15 protein-coding genes are annotated in these 19,746 nt (G+C 44.7%); 13 read left to right on the top strand and 2 right to left on the bottom strand.

Features of this window, described 5'->3' with window-relative positions:
- The first annotated feature begins 92 nt into the window (after positions 1 to 92).
- Complete coding sequence (locus QUF61_RS00235; RefSeq protein WP_407079415.1) at positions 93 to 539, top strand: Hsp20 family protein; 447 nt, start codon at positions 93 to 95, stop codon at positions 537 to 539.
- An 88-nt stretch (positions 540 to 627) separates the two neighbouring features.
- Here the strand turns inward: QUF61_RS00235 and QUF61_RS00240 are convergent, their stop codons facing one another.
- Entirely contained in the window at positions 628 to 870 is a 243-nt protein-coding gene (locus tag QUF61_RS00240; protein WP_103922062.1) for a DUF6868 family protein, read from the bottom strand.
- 187 nt (positions 871 to 1,057) lie between these two features.
- Between QUF61_RS00240 and aroA the strand changes: the two genes are divergently transcribed.
- The 6 genes from aroA to lapB all read left to right on the top strand — a co-directional run bounded on the left by aroA (position 1,058) and on the right by lapB (position 6,979).
- Positions 1,058 to 2,377 carry a 3-phosphoshikimate 1-carboxyvinyltransferase gene (aroA, locus tag QUF61_RS00245; protein WP_289679878.1) on the top strand — a complete coding sequence of 440 codons (1,320 nt, stop codon included), beginning with the start codon at positions 1,058 to 1,060 and terminating at the stop codon, positions 2,375 to 2,377.
- The gene (gene cmk / locus QUF61_RS00250; protein ID WP_103922064.1) at positions 2,374 to 3,051 is read left to right on the top strand and encodes a (d)CMP kinase; all 678 of its coding nucleotides are present in this window, start codon (positions 2,374 to 2,376) and stop codon (positions 3,049 to 3,051) included. The genes aroA and cmk overlap by 4 nt, the downstream gene beginning before the upstream one ends.
- 184 nt (positions 3,052 to 3,235) lie before the next feature.
- Positions 3,236 to 4,903: a 30S ribosomal protein S1 gene (rpsA, locus tag QUF61_RS00255; protein ID WP_103922065.1), complete on the top strand. Its 1,668-nt coding sequence runs from the start codon at positions 3,236 to 3,238 to the stop codon at positions 4,901 to 4,903.
- Positions 4,904 to 5,152: 249 nt separating this feature from the next.
- Positions 5,153 to 5,446 carry an integration host factor subunit beta gene (locus tag QUF61_RS00260; protein ID WP_103922066.1) on the top strand — a complete coding sequence of 98 codons (294 nt, stop codon included), beginning with the start codon at positions 5,153 to 5,155 and terminating at the stop codon, positions 5,444 to 5,446.
- Positions 5,447 to 5,497: 51 nt separating this feature from the next.
- Complete coding sequence (locus QUF61_RS00265) at positions 5,498 to 5,794, top strand: lipopolysaccharide assembly protein LapA domain-containing protein (protein WP_103922067.1); 297 nt, start codon at positions 5,498 to 5,500, stop codon at positions 5,792 to 5,794.
- A gap of 3 nt (positions 5,795 to 5,797) precedes the next feature.
- On the top strand, positions 5,798 to 6,979 hold the full coding sequence (lapB, locus tag QUF61_RS00270; RefSeq protein ID WP_289679879.1) for a lipopolysaccharide assembly protein LapB: 1,182 nt from the start codon (positions 5,798 to 5,800) through the stop codon (positions 6,977 to 6,979).
- A 36-nt stretch (positions 6,980 to 7,015) separates the two neighbouring features.
- Here the strand turns inward: lapB and crcB are convergent, their stop codons facing one another.
- On the bottom strand, positions 7,016 to 7,411 hold the full coding sequence (gene crcB, locus QUF61_RS00275; RefSeq protein ID WP_289679880.1) for a fluoride efflux transporter CrcB: 396 nt from the start codon (positions 7,409 to 7,411) through the stop codon (positions 7,016 to 7,018).
- A 391-nt stretch (positions 7,412 to 7,802) separates the two neighbouring features.
- On the opposite strand from crcB, the gene QUF61_RS00280 reads away from it, so the two are divergent.
- The 6 genes from QUF61_RS00280 (at position 7,803) to QUF61_RS00305 (ending at position 19,715) form a co-directional block, all read left to right on the top strand.
- On the top strand, positions 7,803 to 10,457 hold the full coding sequence (locus QUF61_RS00280; protein ID WP_289679881.1) for a Calx-beta domain-containing protein: 2,655 nt from the start codon (positions 7,803 to 7,805) through the stop codon (positions 10,455 to 10,457).
- Positions 10,458 to 10,459: 2 nt separating this feature from the next.
- A complete protein-coding gene (recB, locus tag QUF61_RS00285) occupies positions 10,460 to 14,170 on the top strand; it encodes an exodeoxyribonuclease V subunit beta (protein ID WP_289679882.1) in 3,711 nt (1,236 codons plus the stop codon).
- A gap of 116 nt (positions 14,171 to 14,286) precedes the next feature.
- The gene (gene odhB, locus QUF61_RS00290) at positions 14,287 to 15,882 is read left to right on the top strand and encodes a 2-oxoglutarate dehydrogenase complex dihydrolipoyllysine-residue succinyltransferase (RefSeq protein ID WP_289679883.1); all 1,596 of its coding nucleotides are present in this window, start codon (positions 14,287 to 14,289) and stop codon (positions 15,880 to 15,882) included.
- Positions 15,883 to 15,950: 68 nt separating this feature from the next.
- Positions 15,951 to 16,124 carry a hypothetical protein gene (locus QUF61_RS00295; protein WP_289679885.1) on the top strand — a complete coding sequence of 58 codons (174 nt, stop codon included), beginning with the start codon at positions 15,951 to 15,953 and terminating at the stop codon, positions 16,122 to 16,124.
- A gap of 2 nt (positions 16,125 to 16,126) precedes the next feature.
- Positions 16,127 to 16,279 (top strand): hypothetical protein, encoded by a 153-nt coding sequence (locus tag QUF61_RS00300; RefSeq protein WP_289679886.1) that lies wholly within the window; start codon positions 16,127 to 16,129, stop codon positions 16,277 to 16,279.
- A 298-nt stretch (positions 16,280 to 16,577) separates the two neighbouring features.
- Entirely contained in the window at positions 16,578 to 19,715 is a 3,138-nt protein-coding gene (locus QUF61_RS00305) for a sugar-binding protein (RefSeq protein ID WP_289679887.1), read from the top strand.
- Positions 19,716 to 19,746 lie beyond the last annotated feature (31 nt).

A 19,746-nucleotide genomic window follows, 5' to 3' on the forward strand; every position in this document is an offset into this window, starting at 1 on the left:
CACTGCTGATACCAGGTGGTTCTTGAACGCTGACAGGTTCACACAGAACACCTGAATATTTTTACATATTGCTTTTTTATGAGGATATGATCATGATTGATTTCACCCCTTTATTCCGTACCGCCGTTGGTTTTGATCACCTGGCTCCCATGTTGGAAGAAGCCAGTCGCGCTGATGTGGGTGGTTACCCCCCTTATAACATCGAGCTGACCGGCGAAGATCGTTATCGCATTACTTTGGCTGTTGCCGGTTTTTCTGAAGAAGAACTGGAACTGGAAGTCAAAGAACATGTATTGCGCATCTCAGGTAAAAGAACCGAAGATAAGGAAGTACCAGAATTCCTGTATCAAGGTATTGCAACCCGTGCCTTTGAACGTCGTTATCAATTAGCGGAACACATCCGCATTGAAGGCGCTCAGTTAAAAGATGGCTTGTTGCATATTAATTTAGTACGCGAAATTCCTGAAGCCATGAAACCGCGTAAAATTGCGATTCATACCGAGGAAGCGCATCCAGTGATTGAAAATAAAGCCGCATAAGCACTTTATTTTTCACCGTAATAGAAAGGAGGGTCTAGGAGCCTGTCAGGCTCCTGGTGTCCTCCTTTCTTTGTTTTTATTGCTATGCTTAAATCAAAAAGCGTAATACCAGATAAGGCATAACATTAAAAATCAGTACCAGAATCTTAAACAAGGCGATACCGGCATAATGGATGGTGTTAAATTGTTCCTGGGATAAGGTGAACCAGCGGCTGTGCATCCGATAAACCCAATCACGGGCAAAGACGATAAACAAAAACCACCACAACAAAATCGCAATATTCAGTATCGCGCACCAACCCAGTATTGTTTGTAACAATTCAATGTTCATAAGAAACTCCCGATGTTAGCGTGTTTCAATCAACATACAGCAAAAACTGCACACCAGCAACGGTCTGTTTTTTTGGAAAACCAAGTAAAAAATATTGACAGAATCCGTTATAGACGGATTCTGTAATTGCCCATATAGTTGTTCCAGACTATAATTTGCGCCCCTTTACTATTAAATAGATATACTCATGAGCAATGATAGCAACCCCGTCCAGTTTGAACTGATGCCTGGTGGTCATTTAAACGGTCAACTGCGTGTGGCAGGTGATAAATCCATTTCCCATCGCGCCATTATGTTAAGCGCGATTGCTGAAGGCGAAAGCAATATTACCGGTTTTCTGGAAGGCGAGGATACGCTGGCAACCCTGGCGGCGTTTCGCACAATGGGCGTGAACATCAGCGATCCCAAAGATGGCAAGGTAACGGTACAGGGCGTGGGGATGCATGGTCTGCAAGCACCGGATACGGCGCTGGACCTGGGCAACTCCGGCACCTCCATGCGTTTGTTATCAGGTTTGCTGGCAGGACAGGATTTTGCGGTGACTTTAACCGGGGATAAGTCATTATCCACCCGCCCCATGCGCCGCGTGACCGATCCTTTGGCATTGATGGGCGCAACCATTGACAGCACGGAAAAAGGTACACCACCGTTGTGCATTCAGACAGGTAGCCAACTCAACAGCATCGCTTATACCCTGCCTATGGCCAGTGCCCAGGTGAAATCCTGCGTCTTGCTGGCGGGTTTGTACGCCAAAGGGGAAACCTGCGTCACGGAACCCGCACCCACCCGCGATCATACTGAGCGCATGTTGCAGGGTTTTGGTTATCAAGTCCAGCGTGAAGGCAGTCGGGTTTGCCTGCAAGGCGGTGGACGTTTATCCGGCATGGATATTGACGTGCCTGCCGATATTTCTTCAGCCACTTTTTTTATGGTGGGCGCTGCTATTGCTTCCGGCTCTGATGTGTCTCTTGAACACGTCGGTATCAATCCTACCCGCACTGGCGTAATTGAAATTTTACGTCTGATGGGGGCTGACATCAGCCTGCATAATGAACGTGAAGTGGGTGGCGAACCGGTGGCTGATATTCAAGTGCGCGCCAGTCAATTACGTGGCATTCAAATCCCGGAAGCACAAGTACCGCTGGCAATTGATGAGTTTCCCGCCATATTTATCGCCGCTGCCTGCGCGGAAGGTGAAACAGTATTAACCGGTGCGGAAGAGTTGCGGGTGAAAGAAAGTGACCGCATTGCGGTGATGGCTGACGGTTTGACGGTACTGGGTATAGACTGCCAAGTAACGGATGATGGCATTATTATTCAGGGTGGTCAATTGCAGGGTGGCACGGTTAACAGTCACGGCGATCACCGCATTGCCATGTCTTTTGCAATGGCGGCATTGCGTGCCAAAGCCCCGATTAAAATTTTAGATTGTGCCAATGTCGCCACCTCTTTTCCTGATTTTGTCACACTGGCAAAAACAGCCGGATTGGGTATACAAATCTCATGAGTATTCCGGTAATCACCATAGACGGCCCCGGCGGTGTGGGTAAAGGCACCGCAGCACAAGCCGTGGCTGAACATTTAGGCTGGCATATTTTAGACAGCGGCGCATTGTATCGGGTGCTGGGGCAAGCTGCCGTGCATCATCAGGTGGCATTGGATGATGAGAGCAAACTCGCGCAATTAGCAGAAAATCTGAATGTGGAATTTATGCCTAATGCCAATCATCAGGGTTTGACGATTTGGCTGGATGGCGATAATGTCGATGCACAGGTGCGCAGTGATGCGGGTGGGCAACGTGCCTCTCAGGTTGCGGTTTTTCCTGCGGTGCGGGAAGCTTTACTGCATCGCCAGCATAAGTTTCGAGTCAATCCCGGTCTGGTTGCAGACGGGCGGGATATGGGTACGGTGGTGTTTCCCGATGCTCACTTAAAAATTTTTCTCACCGCCAGTCCTGAAGTACGCGCAAAAAGACGATATAAACAGTTGAAAGAGAAAGGAAACAATGTTAGTCTAGCGGCCCTTATTCAAGCACTGGCAGAACGGGATGAAAGGGACAGCTCGCGTGCGACTGCGCCATTGAAACCCGCTGATGATGCTTTGCAGATTGATACCGGCGCATTGGATATTAAAACCATGATTCAAACAATTTTGAATCACTGGTTTAAAATTTCTCCTTAGGGAGAAATTTTAATTTTGGGTTTTTTAGATGATTAAATAATTAAGCTTATTTTTATAAGTATCTAAAAAACATTATTTTTACTCATAAAAAATTTTGTTAGAAATTTTTTATATAACTGAGACGATCTTTACGCTATCCCGGCTTAAAAATATTGGATAATCGTTAGATCTAGGTAATAGTGGAATGAGCGAAAGCTTTGCTGAAATGTTTGAACAAAGCCAGGTTAACATGAATATGAAACCTGGCAGTATTGTTTCTGGTACTGTTGTTGATATCCGTTCGGATATGGTGATTGTCAACGCCGGCTTAAAATCCGAAGGCATGATCCCGATTACCCAGTTCAAAAATGAAATGGGTGAAGTCGAAGTAACCGTAGGTGATGCTGTTGATGTGGCATTAGATGCCGTTGAAGATGGCTCTGGTGAAACCCGTCTGTCGCGAGAAAAAGCGAAACGTGCAGCGGCCTGGGCGGTACTGGAAAAAGCATTTGAAGATGAAGAAACCGTCACCGGTATTATTACTGATAAGGTGAAAGGTGGTTTCACTGTAAATATGAAAGAAATCCGGGCCTTCCTTCCTGGTTCTCTGGTGGATGTGCGTCCTGTACGCGATACCACTTATCTGGAAGGCAAACCACTGGAATTTAAAGTTATTAAACTCGATCAGCGTCGTAACAACGTGGTTGTTTCCCGTCGCGCTGTGGTTGAACAAGAAAATAACGAAGAACGCGAAGCGCTGCTGGAAAGTATGCAAGAAGGCATGATCCTCAAAGGTGTGGTGAAAAACCTGACCGATTACGGTGCCTTTGTTGACCTCGGCGGTGTCGATGGCCTGCTGCATATCACTGATATGGCATGGCGTCGGGTTAAACACCCCAGCGAAGTGGTTCAGGTTGGCGATGACATCAAAGTTAAAGTATTGAAGTTTGATCGTGAACGTACCCGTGTTTCTTTAGGTCTGAAACAAATGGGCGAAGATCCTTGGTTGGATATCGCACGTCGCTACCCAGAAAGTGCACGCCTCAAAGGTGTGGTTACTAACCTGGCTGATTATGGCTGCTTCGTGGAAATCGAAGAAGGCGTAGAAGGTTTGGTTCACGTTTCTGAAATGGATTGGACTAACAAAAATGTTCATCCTTCCAAACTGGTTCAGGTTGGTGATGAAGTTGAAGTGATGGTACTGGATATTGACGAAGAACGTCGTCGTATTTCCTTAGGTATCAAACAATGTCATCCGAATCCTTGGGACGAGTTTGCTGCGACCCATAACAAGAGTGATCGCGTTTCCGGTAACATCAAATCCATTACTGACTTCGGTATCTTTATCGGTCTGGACGGTGGTATTGATGGTCTGGTTCACTTATCTGATATTTCCTGGAATGTACCGGGTGAAGAAGCCGTACGCAATTACAAACGCGGCGATGAAGTCGAAGCGGTTGTGTTGGCAGTTGATGCAGAACGTGAACGTATCTCCTTAGGCATTAAGCAACTGGATCAAGATCCTTTCATGAGCTACCTGGATGCACATCCTAAAGGCAGCCTGGTGAAAGGTGTTGTAACCGAAGCGGATGCTAAGGGTGGCGTTATCAAGTTGGCAGACAGCGTTGAAGGCTATCTGCGTGTTTCTGAGCTTTCTCGCGAGCGTATCGAAGATGCGCGCAGCATTTTGAAAGAAGGTGAAGAAATTGAAGCGAAATTTATTGGTGTAGATCGTAAAAAACGTAGTATTTCTTTATCGATTAAAGCCAAGGATAGCGACGAAGAAAGCGCAGCGATTCAGGATTATGGTCAAAGTGCAACCAGCACTGCGGCAACACTTGGTGATTTGATCAAAGAACAAATGAGCAAATAAACGCTTTTTGTTGTTAGATCAGTTATAGCTCCCTGGGCTTTATTGATAGTTTTTTAGCTAACTCACAAGAAATAACCTGCTCAGGTTGTGCAGGATTTTTGTTCGGCATCAAGGCATGAAAACCTGCGCATAGCTATGTAATGGTTTTCATAAGGCCGATGCCGGATAAAAAGGCCAGTGAAATGGGAAGGTTTTTCGCTGGGAGTTAGCTTACATCAATAAAGCCCGGTTTCATTTTAGGATACTTTAATGACGAAGTCTGAATTGATTGAAACCCTTGCTGCTAAACAAGTCCAGTTAACTTATAAAGATATCGACTCTTCCGTAAAGATGTTACTGGAACACATGTCGGATGCACTGGAATCTGGAGAACGAATAGAAATTCGTGGTTTTGGCAGCTTTTCCCTGCACTATCGTCCACCACGGACGGGGCGCAACCCAAAAACGGGTGATCCGGTTTCCTTACCTGCTAAATATGTCCCACATTTCAAACCCGGTAAAGAATTACGTGACCGTGTTAATGCGGCAGCCGCTGCAAAATAACACCACTTGCATACAACGACCTGACAGGACATTTTTTAAAAGGAATACACAATGCCCAGAATCCTGACTTGGCTGTTTTTCTTATTGATATTTCTGTCAGGGGTTATTTTTACGGTCTATAATCCCCACCCAGTGACGCTGAATTATATTATCGATACCATGCAAGTGCGCTTGGCGGTGTTATTGCTGGTGAGCTTATTAATCGGTTGTCTTTTAGGGATCTTATTTTCTGCTGCCTGGGTCTTAAAACTGCGTTATCAAAATCGCCGTCTGCGCAAAAATTATCAGCAGGCAAGTCGCGAAATCGAGCGCCTCAGCACACAACAGCCTGATATTGCCAAGCACTGATTTATGGATTTTTCCCTGTTGCTCTGGCTGTTACTGCCAGTAGCTGCTTTATCAGGGTGGCTGCTGGCTCAGCGGCATTATACGAAAAAGCAATCCGTCAGGGAGTATTTACCTTATCCTGACTATCTGCAAGGTCTCAGTTATCTGTTTGATGAACAACATGATAAGGCCATTGAAGTCTTTATCCGCTTGCTGGAAGTCAATAACGATACAGTAGAAACCCATCTGGCTTTAGGTGTATTGTTTCGCCGCCGTGGCGAAATTGATCGTGCCACTCGCATCCATCAGAATCTGATGGAACGTAATAACCTTCATCCTTCGCAACATGCGCTGGCAATATTAGAACTGGCGCATGACTACTTCAGCGCGGGTTTGTTAGACCGCGCTGAAGCCTTATTCTGGAAACTGGTTAAAAATCAGCAATATCGCGCAATCGCTTATCGCCAACTGCTGCAAATTTATCAGCAGGAACAAGACTGGCAGCAAGCGATTGATACCGCCAAAGCCTTTTCCCGTGATGAAACTATCAAACTGGATGCGGTTATTGCGCAATATTATTGTGAACTGGCGCAACAAGCCTACCAAAAACAAGCACAGGAAACGGCATTAAGCCATATTCAACAGGCTTTAGACAGGGATAAGCAATGTGTTCGCGCCAGTTTGCTTGAAGGTCGGATTTATTTGGAAATGCGACAGTTTCCTGCGGCTATTAGTGCCTTACAACGGGTTGAGCAACAAAATTCAAGATTTTTATCAGAAATTTTACAGCCACTGCAACAATGTTTTTGTGAAATAGAAAAGACTGAGCAATTTATTCAATATTTACAGGCAATACTCGAACGTTATGCGGGTACCGATACTTTACACCTGTTAGCACAAATCACACTGCGCAGGGAAGGTAAACAAGCAACATTAGAGCTGATACATCAACATATTAATACGACACCCTCATTACAGGGGGTGGCTGATTTAATTCAGTTTGCGCTACCCGATGCCAAAGGGCATTTACATGACGGTTTGTTATTGCTGCAAAAAATCACCCATATCCTGCTGGAAAAACGTCCCTTATACCACTGTCGTGAATGTGGTTTCAGCAGCAAAACACTCTACTGGTATTGTCCTAGTTGTCAGCAATGGAACAGTATTTATCCGATACAGGATGCAGAGTATCTGTATAAACATTAAAAAAATTACCCCAAAATTTATGTAACACCCGTACATTCATAGTTGTCTGGCAAACCAAAATCCCACGCCTGCTGCACCAATACATGTGACTAAACTTAACAATATATTTAAAAAAGCCCGTAAATAGTCATCATCCAGTAGTAAATGCAGGGTTTCCAGGGAAAAGGTGGAAAAAGTGGTGAAACTGCCTAAAAAGCCAATCAGAATAGCAGCGCGCCATTGTGGGCTGAATTCGGGGCCAAGCCGTTCAACTAAATAAACCGCGAGAAATCCCATCAAAAAAGAACCGATGATATTCACAGCCAAAGTACCATAGGGAAAACCACGGCCCAGCCAGTGATAGATACTGGTTGACACCCAAAAGCGGGTAACCGCTCCCAGCGCGCCGCCACAAGCAATCACAAGTAGTTGGGGGAAAATCATATTTGACATAAGTGCTTTACATAGACAAAATTTAGCATTTAATGAGCTACTAACTTAGCTGAAATATAGATTTTCAGGTAAATAATTTCCCGACACCAATTGTCCCAGACATATTACCAGCCCTCAATTTGGAAATTTAAGATCTGAAAATCTAAGTACCCAAGCATAATTACTATAACATTCCGTTCTTGAATTCATGAAGCTTTACACAGAATAAATGTTAATACACTACCTACTTATAGCTAATATAATGTACTTCAGCAGCAAGCTTCTCAAGCTGTGGCATTATATCAGTCAACTCTTTACAGTATAAGCAATTATGCTGACTTCCCACCTATTTAGGGCGTTTATTATGGATAATTACTTAAGGTATTTTTTTGGCCTTATTTTCGTATGTTTTATGACGGCAAGTCATGCGCAAAGCAACTGTCAAAATACAAATTTGACGGGCATAGCAACCCAGGAATGTGAAGCATTACTGTCCTTTTATCACAGTAGCAATGGTGAGCAGTGGCTGAAACAGGATAACTGGAACACGACAGAAGCTTGTTCAAATTGGTATGGCCTGGAAGTGGAAGACGGTCATGTCATCAGTATTGAGTTGGAAGCTAATAACTTAACGGGTATTTTAACCCCGGATTTGGCGATGTTGCCGCAATTAAGTTATCTATCATTGTCGGAAAACCGTATTACCGGTACCATTCCACCAGAATTAGGTACTTTATCAGCATTATCCGGCTTATATCTGAGTGGAAACCAATTTGAAGGTGAATTTCCCCTTCAATTGACCGACTTGAGTCAGTTACTGTCATTGTATGTATCAGACAACCAATTAACAGGTTTAATTCCTCCAGAATTAAGCACATTACCCAAATTGCGGTATTTACGCTTAAATAACAATCTGTTTCATGGGGAAATTCCCAAAGAACTCGCACAAATTCAGACATTAAAAACCTTAGCTTTATATGATAATTTATTAACAGGAAGTATCCCCAGAGAACTGGCACTACTGGAAAACCTTGAGTTTTTATTATTATTTAACAACCGTTTAACGGGGGAAATTCCTGCTGAATTAGGTCAACTGAACAAGCTGCAATGGCTGGATCTAGAAGTGAATCAACTGTCCGGAGAGATTCCACCTGAACTGGGTAACTTATCCAGCCTGACACGTCTGGATCTCGATCATAATTTATTGGTTGGTACACTGCCGATAGAGTTGGCCAAGTTATCCAATTTAACCGATTTATATATTAAGAAAAATCAGTTAACCGGAATCCTGCCCCCTGAATATAGCCAAATGACCAAACTGAAAAAAATCTATTTACAAAGCAATGACTTTACAGGGCCTTTACCCGAGCAATGGTCTAGTATGCAGGATTTATTATGGCTTAATTTATCCGATAATCATTTTACAGGCACAATTCCCCAGACATTCTCACAGTTAAGCAAACTGGAACGCTTATATCTGGCAAATAATCAATTAACCGGGATCTTGCCCGTTGAATTGATGCAGCTTACCGCACTGGAAGCTGAGACTGGCTTTAATATTGCGCGTAATGCTTTATTCACCACTGATCCGCAATTACAGGATTTTATCACACAGAAAAGTACAACATGGTTATCCATGCAGGCCATCGCACCAAGCGATATAAGCGTATTGGGTGTTACGGGTAGTAGTGTTACACTGAGCTGGACAGCACCTAATAGCTACGCGCCTTATGATGGCTTTTATCGTATTCAATATGCAACCGAACCGGGTGGCCCTTATCTGCTTAATGGTGGCAGCGTGACTAATAAACGCCAGACGACTCACACAATCAACAACCTGCTGCCAGAAACAAGCTATTATTTTGTACTTGAAACCTATACCCTGCCTAATGAGCCTCAGCGCAATACTATCATCAGCGCAAGTAGCAGCGAAGTCAATGCAACCACCCCCTCTCTGGCACAAATTGCAGGCAATTTTCATATTGCAGCTTTAACAGAGAACACCCTAATGCGTGATTTAAGTTTTCATGGCAATATGGGCGTTTTTGACGTTAATAACGAAGGGGGCCTATTTAGCTTAAGTGTACAGCGTGAAGGTGACCTGACAGGCTCGGCAAGTATTGATTATTACTTTACTCCAGCTACTGCTGATGAAGGCGATGATTTTTTATCGCAAACAGAAGATGAAGAATACACGGCAACATTACTATTTGCTGCGGGAGAACAAGAAAAATCTGTACAAATTCAGATTATTGATGATGGAGAAGCAGAAGAAAGCGAGTATTTCCGGTTTTTCCTGAGTAATCCCAGCACCGGAATGAAAGTCATTGATGATACACTGATTTTTCATGTTCTGCCAAATGAACTGCGTCCGGAAATTGAAACTGAAGAAACTGAAATTACGATGTATCCGGGCCAACTGCGCTCACTTATATTCAATGGTGGTACAGGTAAACGCTTGATACACCAGCCATCTGATCCGGACATACTGGAAACTAAAGACTATGATGGTGGTGATATTCTAAGCCTGATTGGCAAACAAGTGGGAAGTACGCAAATTATTCTGGAAGATGAAAACACCCCGCCAGAGCTTATACAATTAAATATTGTGGTTGCTATCCAACCACAAAAAATGTATGACCCAGGCAGACCCGATACAGTATTTAACTTTCCTAAAAACAAGGTTGATTTAATACAGCCCATGTATGTCCCTGATACAGATGATGCCCAGGAATCCTTACCCATACTTTTTGTTATCAAGCTAGGTGATCGCTTTTTAGGGGTTAAAAATATCGCCACTTGCCAAAGGGAAGCTGGATGTCCATCAGCTTATCAACTCAGTTATATTGATGATGATTTAGCCGGTCAGATGTTTTTTCATAAAAGAGTCTTACATGAAAGCCTGGATTTCAGTGAAGACTTATCCAATGTGAGCGGATTCGATTTAAATAATCTGGATTTATCCAGTATTGATGAAAACTTATCTGTGGATGTATTTATGGGTTATGGAAAAGATAACAATGAAACATTGATATGGACTTGGTATCAGGTCAATATTCATGACTGATTATGCAAACTTTTGATCCCGTTTACAGCCAGCTCAATGGCATTAATCTGATTGAAGCCAGCGCAGGCACCGGTAAGACTTATACCATCGCCACCCTGGTGCTACGTTTATTGCTGGAACAGCATCTGGACATTCAGCAGATACTGGTGGTGACTTTTACCGAAAGCGCCACTGCCGAATTGCGTGACCGGGTGCGGCATAAAATTGTTGAAGCACTGGCACATTTAAATGCAGATTTTTATGGCAGCGAGAGTATCGCTGTCAAACCGGATGAGACCTTATCTGCGATTCTGGCGCAGCAAAAGAATACCGCACTGTGTCGCAAACGCCTGGAAAAAGCCCTGCATCATTTTGATGAAGCCGCGATTTATACCATTCATGGCTTTTGTCAGCGCATGTTGCTGGAAAATGCCTTTGAAAGCGGCATTCTGTTTGGCACGGAATTACTTAAAGATCAAAGTGATTTGCTGGAAGAAATCGTGCTGGATTTCTGGCGTATTCATTTTTATCCTGATACTGATCCACAGTTTCTTGATTATTTGATGGGTCGGGGTTACGGCCCGGAAAAGCTGACAAAATTTTTGCGGGGCAAGCTCGGGCAGGCGTTCTTAAAACGCATTCCTGAATTAAACACTGAATCATCGACCGAGCTGCTGGATAAAGATGCAGAAGCAGATTTATTACAGGCCTATATCACGGCTTTTGAAGAGATGCGCCAGAGTTGGCCAGTGGTGGAAGTTCAGGTCATGAAGCTGTTATTACAGCACCCGGATCTCAGTCGTAATAAATATCGGATAACCTCCCTGCAAAACTGGCAGGTGGCAATGCAGCAATTATGCGCTTTAGCGCATCCACCCATACAGGTTTTTGAAAAATTTGCCCAGTTTACGAATAACAAACTTCAGGAAGGTACTAAAAAAAATGGGCAAACACCGGAGCACGTATTTTTTGATTTATGCGATAGTGTGCTGGAAACCCGCGAGGCCTTGCTGGAAGCGTATACTCAGCGTGAGTTGTGGTTAAAGCATCAGTTATTTGATTATGCGGAAGCTGAGTTTAAAAAACGTAAACATGTGTTGCACCAGCAAAGTTTTGATGATTTGCTGCAAAATTTGTATTTTGCATTAGTTGGTGAGCATGGTGCAGCCTTGGCGGAGGCAATACGCAAGCAGTATGCGGCGGCTTTGATCGATGAGTTCCAGGATACTGACCCGTTGCAATATGCCATTTTTCAGCATTTATTTCCGGCAGATGCGCAACAGGCACACAGTCTGTTTTTAATCGGTGATCCCAAGCAGGCGATTTACAGTTTTCGTGGCGCGGATATTTTTACTTATTTAAGCGCAGCCAATGATGCGCATCAGCGTTATACACTGGATACCAATTGGCGTTCTAAAGCTGCGTTGATTGCGGCGGTTAATCAATTATTTGGCAGGGAAAATCCATTCTTACTGGAGGAAATCCAGTTTCGCCCGGTGAATGCGCCACAGTCTGCCTCGAAAAAATCTATTACCAAAAAGCCGTCTGCGGCAATGACGCTGTGGTTTACAGAACGTGTGGCAGCCCGACAAAAAGATAAAAAACCGATTGATAAAAAATGGGCCAAACGTTTTTTACCGGAACGGGTGGCGGGGGAAATCCTGCGTTTACTGAATGAATCCGATAATGGTGCGGAGGAAGCGGTGATGGCGGGGGACATTGCCGTGCTGGTGCGTAGTAATCAGCAGGCAATAGAAATGCAGGCAGCGTTGCAGCAGCACCGCATTCCCAGTGTCTTATACAGTCGGGAAAGTCTGTTTGCCAGTCATGAAGTGGTTGAAATGCTGCATTTAATGGCGGCGATACTGGAACCCTGGCATGAACGACGTTTGCGCACGGCCTTAGCCACTGATTTGTTAGGCGTGGATGGGAACGCTCTGGAGGCTTTGGCGGATCAGGAAGCCGTGTGGGAGCGGTGGTTGTTTTCGTTTCAGCACTGGCATGAGCGTTGGCATCAGCATGGTTTTATCCAGATGTTCCGCAACCTGTTACAGCAACAACACATCGCCGAGCGTTTGTTGCAATATCCCGATGGTGAGCGCCGCCTGACCAATTTACTGCATTTAAGCGAGGTGCTGCAACAAGCTTCAACGCAGCCGCAGCGCGGTATGCATCAGCTTTATCAATGGCTGACACAACAAAGCCAGCAACGCCCTGATGATGATGTCTATCAATTGCGGCTGGAAAGTGATGCGGCAGCAGTGAAGCTGGTGACAATTCATAAAAGTAAGGGGCTGGAATATCCTGTCGTATTTGTACCGTTTGCCTGGGATGGGCTGTTGCGGGCGGGTAAAGATGAAATCTGCGTGTTTCATGACAGAGATAATGCACAACGGATGCTGGATTTAGGCTCGGAAGATTTGCAAGCACATCAAAATCAGGCCGAACATGAAGAACAGGCAGAAAATTTGCGCCTGCTTTATGTTGCCATCACCCGCGCCAAGCACCATTGTTATCTGGTTTGGGGCGCGTTTAAGGATGCTCAGACCTCTGCTTTGGGACATTTGCTGCATGGCAGTGACGCTAATATTATTCAGACCCCGGATACTGAGCTGCGCCAGGACTTAGACAGGTTGGCAGCAAATTCCCAAGGCTGTATTCAGGTAAACGATCTACCGCAAGCCAATGTCCAGGCAGCCAGTTATTATCCGGTTAATTTAGAACAGCAGCCAGTACTGGAAGCACGCCCGTTTTCGGGGAAAATACCACTGCCCTGGTCATTTGCCAGTTTTACGGCCCTGGTGGTAGCAGAAGGCCATACCCAGCAGAACAATGCCCAGGATAATAGTGAATATCAGGTTGATGAGCGCCTGCAACGCACCGGAGAAACAAGCAGCGGCATTGCCACAGGCGAAACAAAGCAGGTTGACGGTAGTCTCAGCCTTGTAGAAGAAACAGGATGTGCTAACAGCCCACATCCGGCTTTCTTATTTCCAGCAGGTGCTAATGCCGGAAATTTTTTGCACGAACTGCTGGAGCACTTAAATTTTAACCGCTGGCAGGCAGATAATGACCCCGGTTTGTTTTTGCACCTACTACAAGCTTATGGCTTTGCTGAAGAACTGGAAGCCGCCTTATATCAGTGGCTTGATGCCATCTTAAATACACCACTGGAGCAAGCTGAAAACACAGCAGAAAACAGCGGGGAAACGCCATTAACATTAGCGCAATTAAATAACCAACAGCGTTTGAATGAATTGGAATTTTATTTTCCACTGGCAAAAATTAATACCCGGAGCTTATATCATATCCTCCATCCTGTCTGGCAACAACACTGGTCAAAAACTTTTGCCATGCCGCCAGAATTTCCGCCGCTGGAAGGTTTTATGATGGGGTTTATTGATCTGGTATTTGAGTGGCAGGGGCGGTTTTATCTGGTGGATTACAAATCCAACAGGCTGGGTGAAGATATTGCGGATTATCACCAGGATCGCTTACTTGCAGCCATGCAGGAAAAACATTATTTATTGCAATACCATATTTATACGGTTGCCCTGCACCGCTATCTGCAACAGCGTATTGCTGATTATCATTATGATACCCATTTTGGCGGGGTGTATTATCTATTCCTGCGCGGTATGCGACCTGATTTGGGCGCTGACTATGGCATATTTCAGGATCGCCCGGAGCTGGAGTTGATTGAGCAGTTAAGCGAATACTTTGCGCAAGAATGAGAGGTAGGGTGGAATAGCACAGCATATTCCACCATTTCCCTTCGCTGCTGTTTTCCTGAGTTGACTTCCAGTATGATGTCAAAATCTATCGTATTTATGAGCAAAGGAGCAGGCATATGGTTCAGGTTAAAGTGCCACCATTAGCAGAGTCACTGACAGAAGCGGTGGTGATGGAATGGGTGAAGCAACCGGGAGACTGGGTCAAAGCCGATGAAAAACTGGTTGATCTGGAAACCGATAAAATTGTACTGGAAGTGGTAGCGCCACAAACCGGGCGTTTAAACAAAATCCTGAAACCTAAAGATACGGTGGTGGGTAGTGAAGAGGTGCTGGCAGAGATTATTGCCCAGGCACCGCCCACAGAGGCTGTGCCTGTTGATATGCCGGAAGCCACTGAAGTGGAACAAGACAAGACAACGGCTAAAGACACATCAGATACGACTGATAGCCCGGAAAAAATTGAAATTAAAGTCCCCGCGCTGGCTGAAAATATTACTCAGGCTGTTATGTTACCCTGGTATAAAAAACCAGGCAGTTGGGTGAAATCCGGCGATCATCTGGTGGAAATTGAAACCGATGGCATGGTACTGGAAATTGTTGCACCTTATAACGGACAATTACGCAAAATTTATCAAACTGAAGGCGATGTTGTCAGTAGTCATGACGTGCTGGGAGATTTATTTGTTTCCAGTGAGGAAATGAGCAGTCGGGAAATTCCCATTCAAGTGCCTCCCATGCCAGAAATTCAGATTGATATCCCTGAAAATATTGAAGTTAATCTTGCAATGGCCCCTAAAACCGGCCCTGCCGTGCGCCGCATGACCACTGAATTGGGTATTACGCCTGAACAAGTACCGCATCATGGGGATCGGGTGCGGCGTGAGGACGTCTTAAATTATCAACAGCAACAAGAAAAGCAGACACCAGCACCTGTGACACCTGTAACACCGAAGCCAGCGCCGCAAACAACCCATACAAAACCACGTATTCAAATTCCAGCTGATCCTTTTGGACGTGAGCAAGAACGAGTGCCGATGAATCGCCTGCGCAGTCGGGTTTCTGAGCGTTTGCTGGAAGCGCAACAAAATCATGCGATTTTGACCACGTTTAATGAAGTCAACATGCAACCGATCATGGACTTGCGTAAACAACACCAGCCAGCTTTTGAAAAAGCGTATAATGTGCGTCTGGGTTTTATGTCGTTTTTTGTCAAAGCTGCCATCGTCGCCTTGCAAAAATATCCCGTGCTCAATGCATCCAGCACTAACGATGAAATTATTTATCACGGTTTTTATGATATCGGCATAGCCGTCAGTACCCAACGTGGTTTGGTAGTACCGGTATTACGTGATGCGGATCAGTTATCTTTTGCACAGATTGAAAAAAATATTCGCGCCTATGGGCAAAAAGCCAAAGAAAACCGTCTGAAAATGACCGATCTTGAAGGGGGGACTTTTTCTATTACCAACGGCGGCATATTTGGCTCCATGCTCTCCACACCAATACTAAATCCCCCGCAAAGTGCAATTTTGGGTATGCATAATATTGTTGAACGTCCGGTGGCGGAAAATGGTGAAGTAGTCATTCGCCCGGTGATGTATATTGCGCTGTCTTACGATCATCGTATTATTGATGGGCGTGACGCAGTGCAAGGATTAGTGGCAATCAAACAATCACTGGAAGATCCGATGCGTTTGTTGTTGGAATTATAAGCTGATGTTACGCAGGTGATTTTTTATTCGAGTGTGTCCCACCTAACCTAAAAGAGCGTAAGCGTTTAATGGGTAAAATGCTCTATGAACAAGACAAAACTGTTCTACCCAAATATATTGCCATTATTCACAAAATTGACGAAATGGGAAATTATTGGGTATTGTTTGAGCGTGAAGATAGTTTAAAAATCATTGACATCATAGATGTGTTACATCGCAAACAAGCGTATTGCAGGAGGTAGCCATGTTTGAAAATATACAAATTATTCGTGATCAAGGGAAAACAAAATTTGCCGTGATTGATTTTGAGGAGTTTGTGCATATTAAATCCTTGCTGTCTGACGAGGAAAAGCTTGAGGATTATCTGGATTATTTACATATCCAGAAGGTTAGATAAACGCTTGAGTCTTGCGGAAGTGCGGCAAGCTTGTACTGATGAAAAATGAGATAAATAACCTGAGTTTGACGTAAGCTTCTTTTTGCGCTTATAGCACAAAAAACTGCTTCCGTCTTACGCTAAATTTTTAATAGTATGTGCTAGAATTAAGTATTTTTGGAGAAAAAACCTTATATCAAACTCAGGTTCAATAACTTGCTGATGTTACGCAAGGGCTTCATTAGTTTGTAAATTAAACTAAAACCGCTGCCATTCACAACAGGCAGCATCCTACATTGTTATTATTAAGAGGATCACGATGAAAAAATATTTATACTTTATGCTATTCAGTGGCTTATTATTATGCCGCAGTGGTTTTGCCGGCACGGGAAATGGCTATTACCACAAAGATAACAGTACCAATTTTGTACATTATGATGCGGTAGCATCTTATGCAATCAGCCCGGTTGTAATTGATGGCATCTTATCCACAGGAGAATGGAACACCGCATTAGCCCGGGATTTTTATAAATTTGATCGTGCTGATAACCGTATGCGTATATTGCATCAGTATGACGATACCTATTTGTATTTGTTAGTACAGGTGGATGATGACAAACTTTATGATGACAATCCGCAGGTATCAACAACGCGATCAGGCTCTGGTTTTATCAACTGGGACACTGACAAGGATGATGGCCTTGAAATTTATATTGACGCCAATAACAGCCGTGACAGCATGGCTCAGGTCACTGATAAGGTACTGGCTTTTTCAATTTTAGGGCGGCATTTCCGTTACGATACAGGTGATGGTGCAGGTGAGACTGGTTTTTTTGCAGAAATTAGCCCGGTACCAACCCACAGTGCAGGTGTCACCCGAGGGCAGGCGGTAAGCAATGGTACAACCATGTCATTTGCTGTGGGTGTAAATGGTAGCGTTAATATTGACAGTGATACTGATCAGGGGTATGTGGCAGAAATTGCCCTGCCTTGGAGCCATCTGGGCGCTTCACCTGTGCCGCTTTCTTTTGTTTCCAGCAATGTCATTGTTATCGAAAACGACCGTGCCAATGGTTTTGAAGTAGAGGAAAATAGCGTCCTGGATCAACCACAGGAGTTGGATCGGTTTTATAAATGGTTTAGTGATGGTTTGAATGGACCAAAAAATTATGCGCGGGTGTATTTATTACCGAAAACAGATATTACCGCACCGGGTGCAGTCACGGGTTTAAGCATCAGCCATACCCAGGCAATGTCGGCTTTATTATCATTTAATGCAAGCGGCGATGATGCTAACAGCGGTATGGCAGCCGCTTATGACATCCGTTACAGCAACAGCGCCATCAGTACTGAAGCTGATTGGGAAGCAGCCAGTGTGTATCAAAACCGTTTTATACCACGCCTGGCAGGTAAGCCGGAACAACTACGCATACTCGGCCTGCAAGCTGCCACTAATTATTTTGTTGCCGTGCGCGCGGTGGATTACGCGGGCAATCGTGGCCCCATCGCCAGCACAGTGCTGACTACCCTGGCAGCACCAGCAGATTACGGCAAGGGGCATATTTATCCCGCTCCCGCAGGCAAGGCTTTTGTTTATGAAAATGGTGACTTATTCATGCCTTCACCACAGGCCATGGGTATCAGCTGGTATGGCCTGCGTGATTTATATACCCGCTCGCTGTGGTATGAAGTGGATAAAATACTGGTTAACTGGTCAGAAGTTCAGGAGGAATCCGGTAATGCACGTCAGTTAATTGCTGAACTTGCCAATAAAGATGTCAACCTGATACGCTTGTTTATTGAAGACTTGGCATTTGCTGATACAGCGAGTCATCCTGATGCGCTGCGTGCTTTACCCGGTGCTTCAGCCAGTAATGATGGCGTTGCCTGGTTAGAATTTCCAGCAACGGCAGCAGGCAGTAACTATATACCGGAAACCCTGCAATTTTTAGATGATTTTATGCGCCTGTGCGCAGAATACGGTATTTATGTGGTAATTACCCCCTGGGATAATTATTTCTATCGTGAAGACCTATTTGCTGTACATCCTTATAATGTTGCCAATGGCGGTACACTTAACACCCGTGAAGCATTTATTACCGACACCGGTGAAACCCGCACTGCACAGAAGCAACGCTTAAATACCCTGTATAACATCGTATCCCAGCACCATAATTTCTTTGGTTGGGAAATGATGAATGAGTGGGATAATAAGACTTTTGCCGAGCGCGATGATACCAAACCTGAAATCTGGCAGGCTCAACGCATGGCCTGGATTCAGGATTTGCTGGCACATTTACGCATGATTGATAAAACCCATATGATCACCGTGTCTTCTGTAATTGAAGAGCCACAGTTTGGGTTACAGGATTTCCTGTTGCGCAGTGATTTATTTGATTTTGTCGCTATCCACAATTATGGTACCGCAATCAGTGATCCCCGCAAAGCCAATGACAGTGATATGACCATTCGCCCAGCACTGGATGCCGCGCAGATGGTGCGTTATATGGTGGCTAACAGCCGTGATCACCGCCCGGTTTATGACCTGGAATCTGGCCCAATTGATGTGTTTAAGCTGGATGCAAATGGTAAAGCGGTTTCCGGTTATCCTGCTGATTACAGTCAGGCCCAGGATGAAACCATATTACATCATATTCAACGCAGTTCTCTGGCAGCAGGACTGGCGGGTATTTCTCTGCGCTGGCCCAGCAAGGTGCTGGAGCCTTTAGGTCCGCAGCTTACATCCAATATGCGCACTGATCAGCAGCAACTGAGCACTATCCTGGAAAATACTCAGGTTAACTACAAAACCTTTGTACCATCACCTTGGGAAAAACAGGTTGCCAGTTCGGTATCCACACTGCAAATCACTGCCAGCAGCGATGGTCAGCAGGGCTTGGTGCATTTGTTACAAGATACCCGCAAAGCCCTTGCCAGTGTGCCAGAATCGGTGCTGACCTTAACCGGTATGAGTGATGGTATTTATCGTGTTGCCAGTCATGACAACCTGGGCGGCGCAGCGCAAACGCAGGATGTTACAGCCAGTAATGGTACCTGGTCTGTGGCTTTGCCAGCTTTTAATAATGACTTATTGGTCAGCTTTGCTTTGATACAAGCTGCTTACCAAGCTGCTACGCCAGTCTTTAATCAATCAGCTTATCAGATTGGTGATAACTTAAAAGTCACCCTGTCGCATAACCAGACGGGCAAAGATCGTTATGTGGCGATTCAGATTCCGGTCATTGATTTATTATTTATGCTGACAGGTAATAATCAGTTTGTCGCTTTTGATGGCAGTCTGCCTTTATGGCAAGGTCAGACGGATGTCATGGATCTGACTCTGACACCGGATTTGCCAAAAACGACTTATATGATTTATGTACTGGAAGCACCCAGTGGCAGCACGGATCCCTTAACTGAGGGGGAATTGACGTTTCAGTCATTTATGATTCAATAAGGAACCTGAGTTCGGTATAAGTTTTTTTCAG

The organism is Candidatus Venteria ishoeyi, from assembly GCF_030378065.1.
GTDB classification, from domain to species: domain Bacteria; phylum Pseudomonadota; class Gammaproteobacteria; order Beggiatoales; family Beggiatoaceae; genus Venteria; species Venteria ishoeyi.

Excerpts from the sequence above, each read along its gene's own strand:
- rpsA (WP_103922065.1), top strand. The coding sequence starts at position 3,236 with ATGAGCGAAAGCTTTGCTGAAATGTTTGAACAAAGCCAGGTTAACATG.
- lapB (WP_289679879.1), top strand. The coding sequence starts at position 5,798 with ATGGATTTTTCCCTGTTGCTCTGGCTGTTACTGCCAGTAGCTGCTTTA.
- QUF61_RS00240 (WP_103922062.1), bottom strand. The coding sequence starts at position 870 with ATGAACATTGAATTGTTACAAACAATACTGGGTTGGTGCGCGATACTG.
- QUF61_RS00300 (WP_289679886.1), top strand. The coding sequence starts at position 16,127 with ATGTTTGAAAATATACAAATTATTCGTGATCAAGGGAAAACAAAATTT.
- cmk (WP_103922064.1), top strand. The coding sequence starts at position 2,374 with ATGAGTATTCCGGTAATCACCATAGACGGCCCCGGCGGTGTGGGTAAA.
- aroA (WP_289679878.1), top strand. The coding sequence starts at position 1,058 with ATGAGCAATGATAGCAACCCCGTCCAGTTTGAACTGATGCCTGGTGGT.
- crcB (WP_289679880.1), bottom strand. The coding sequence starts at position 7,411 with ATGTCAAATATGATTTTCCCCCAACTACTTGTGATTGCTTGTGGCGGC.
- QUF61_RS00295 (WP_289679885.1), top strand. The coding sequence starts at position 15,951 with ATGGGTAAAATGCTCTATGAACAAGACAAAACTGTTCTACCCAAATAT.
- recB (WP_289679882.1), top strand. The coding sequence starts at position 10,460 with ATGCAAACTTTTGATCCCGTTTACAGCCAGCTCAATGGCATTAATCTG.
- QUF61_RS00235 (WP_407079415.1), top strand. The coding sequence starts at position 93 with ATGATTGATTTCACCCCTTTATTCCGTACCGCCGTTGGTTTTGATCAC.
- QUF61_RS00280 (WP_289679881.1), top strand. The coding sequence starts at position 7,803 with ATGACGGCAAGTCATGCGCAAAGCAACTGTCAAAATACAAATTTGACG.
- QUF61_RS00305 (WP_289679887.1), top strand. The coding sequence starts at position 16,578 with ATGAAAAAATATTTATACTTTATGCTATTCAGTGGCTTATTATTATGC.
- QUF61_RS00260 (WP_103922066.1), top strand. The coding sequence starts at position 5,153 with ATGACGAAGTCTGAATTGATTGAAACCCTTGCTGCTAAACAAGTCCAG.
- odhB (WP_289679883.1), top strand. The coding sequence starts at position 14,287 with ATGGTTCAGGTTAAAGTGCCACCATTAGCAGAGTCACTGACAGAAGCG.
- QUF61_RS00265 (WP_103922067.1), top strand. The coding sequence starts at position 5,498 with ATGCCCAGAATCCTGACTTGGCTGTTTTTCTTATTGATATTTCTGTCA.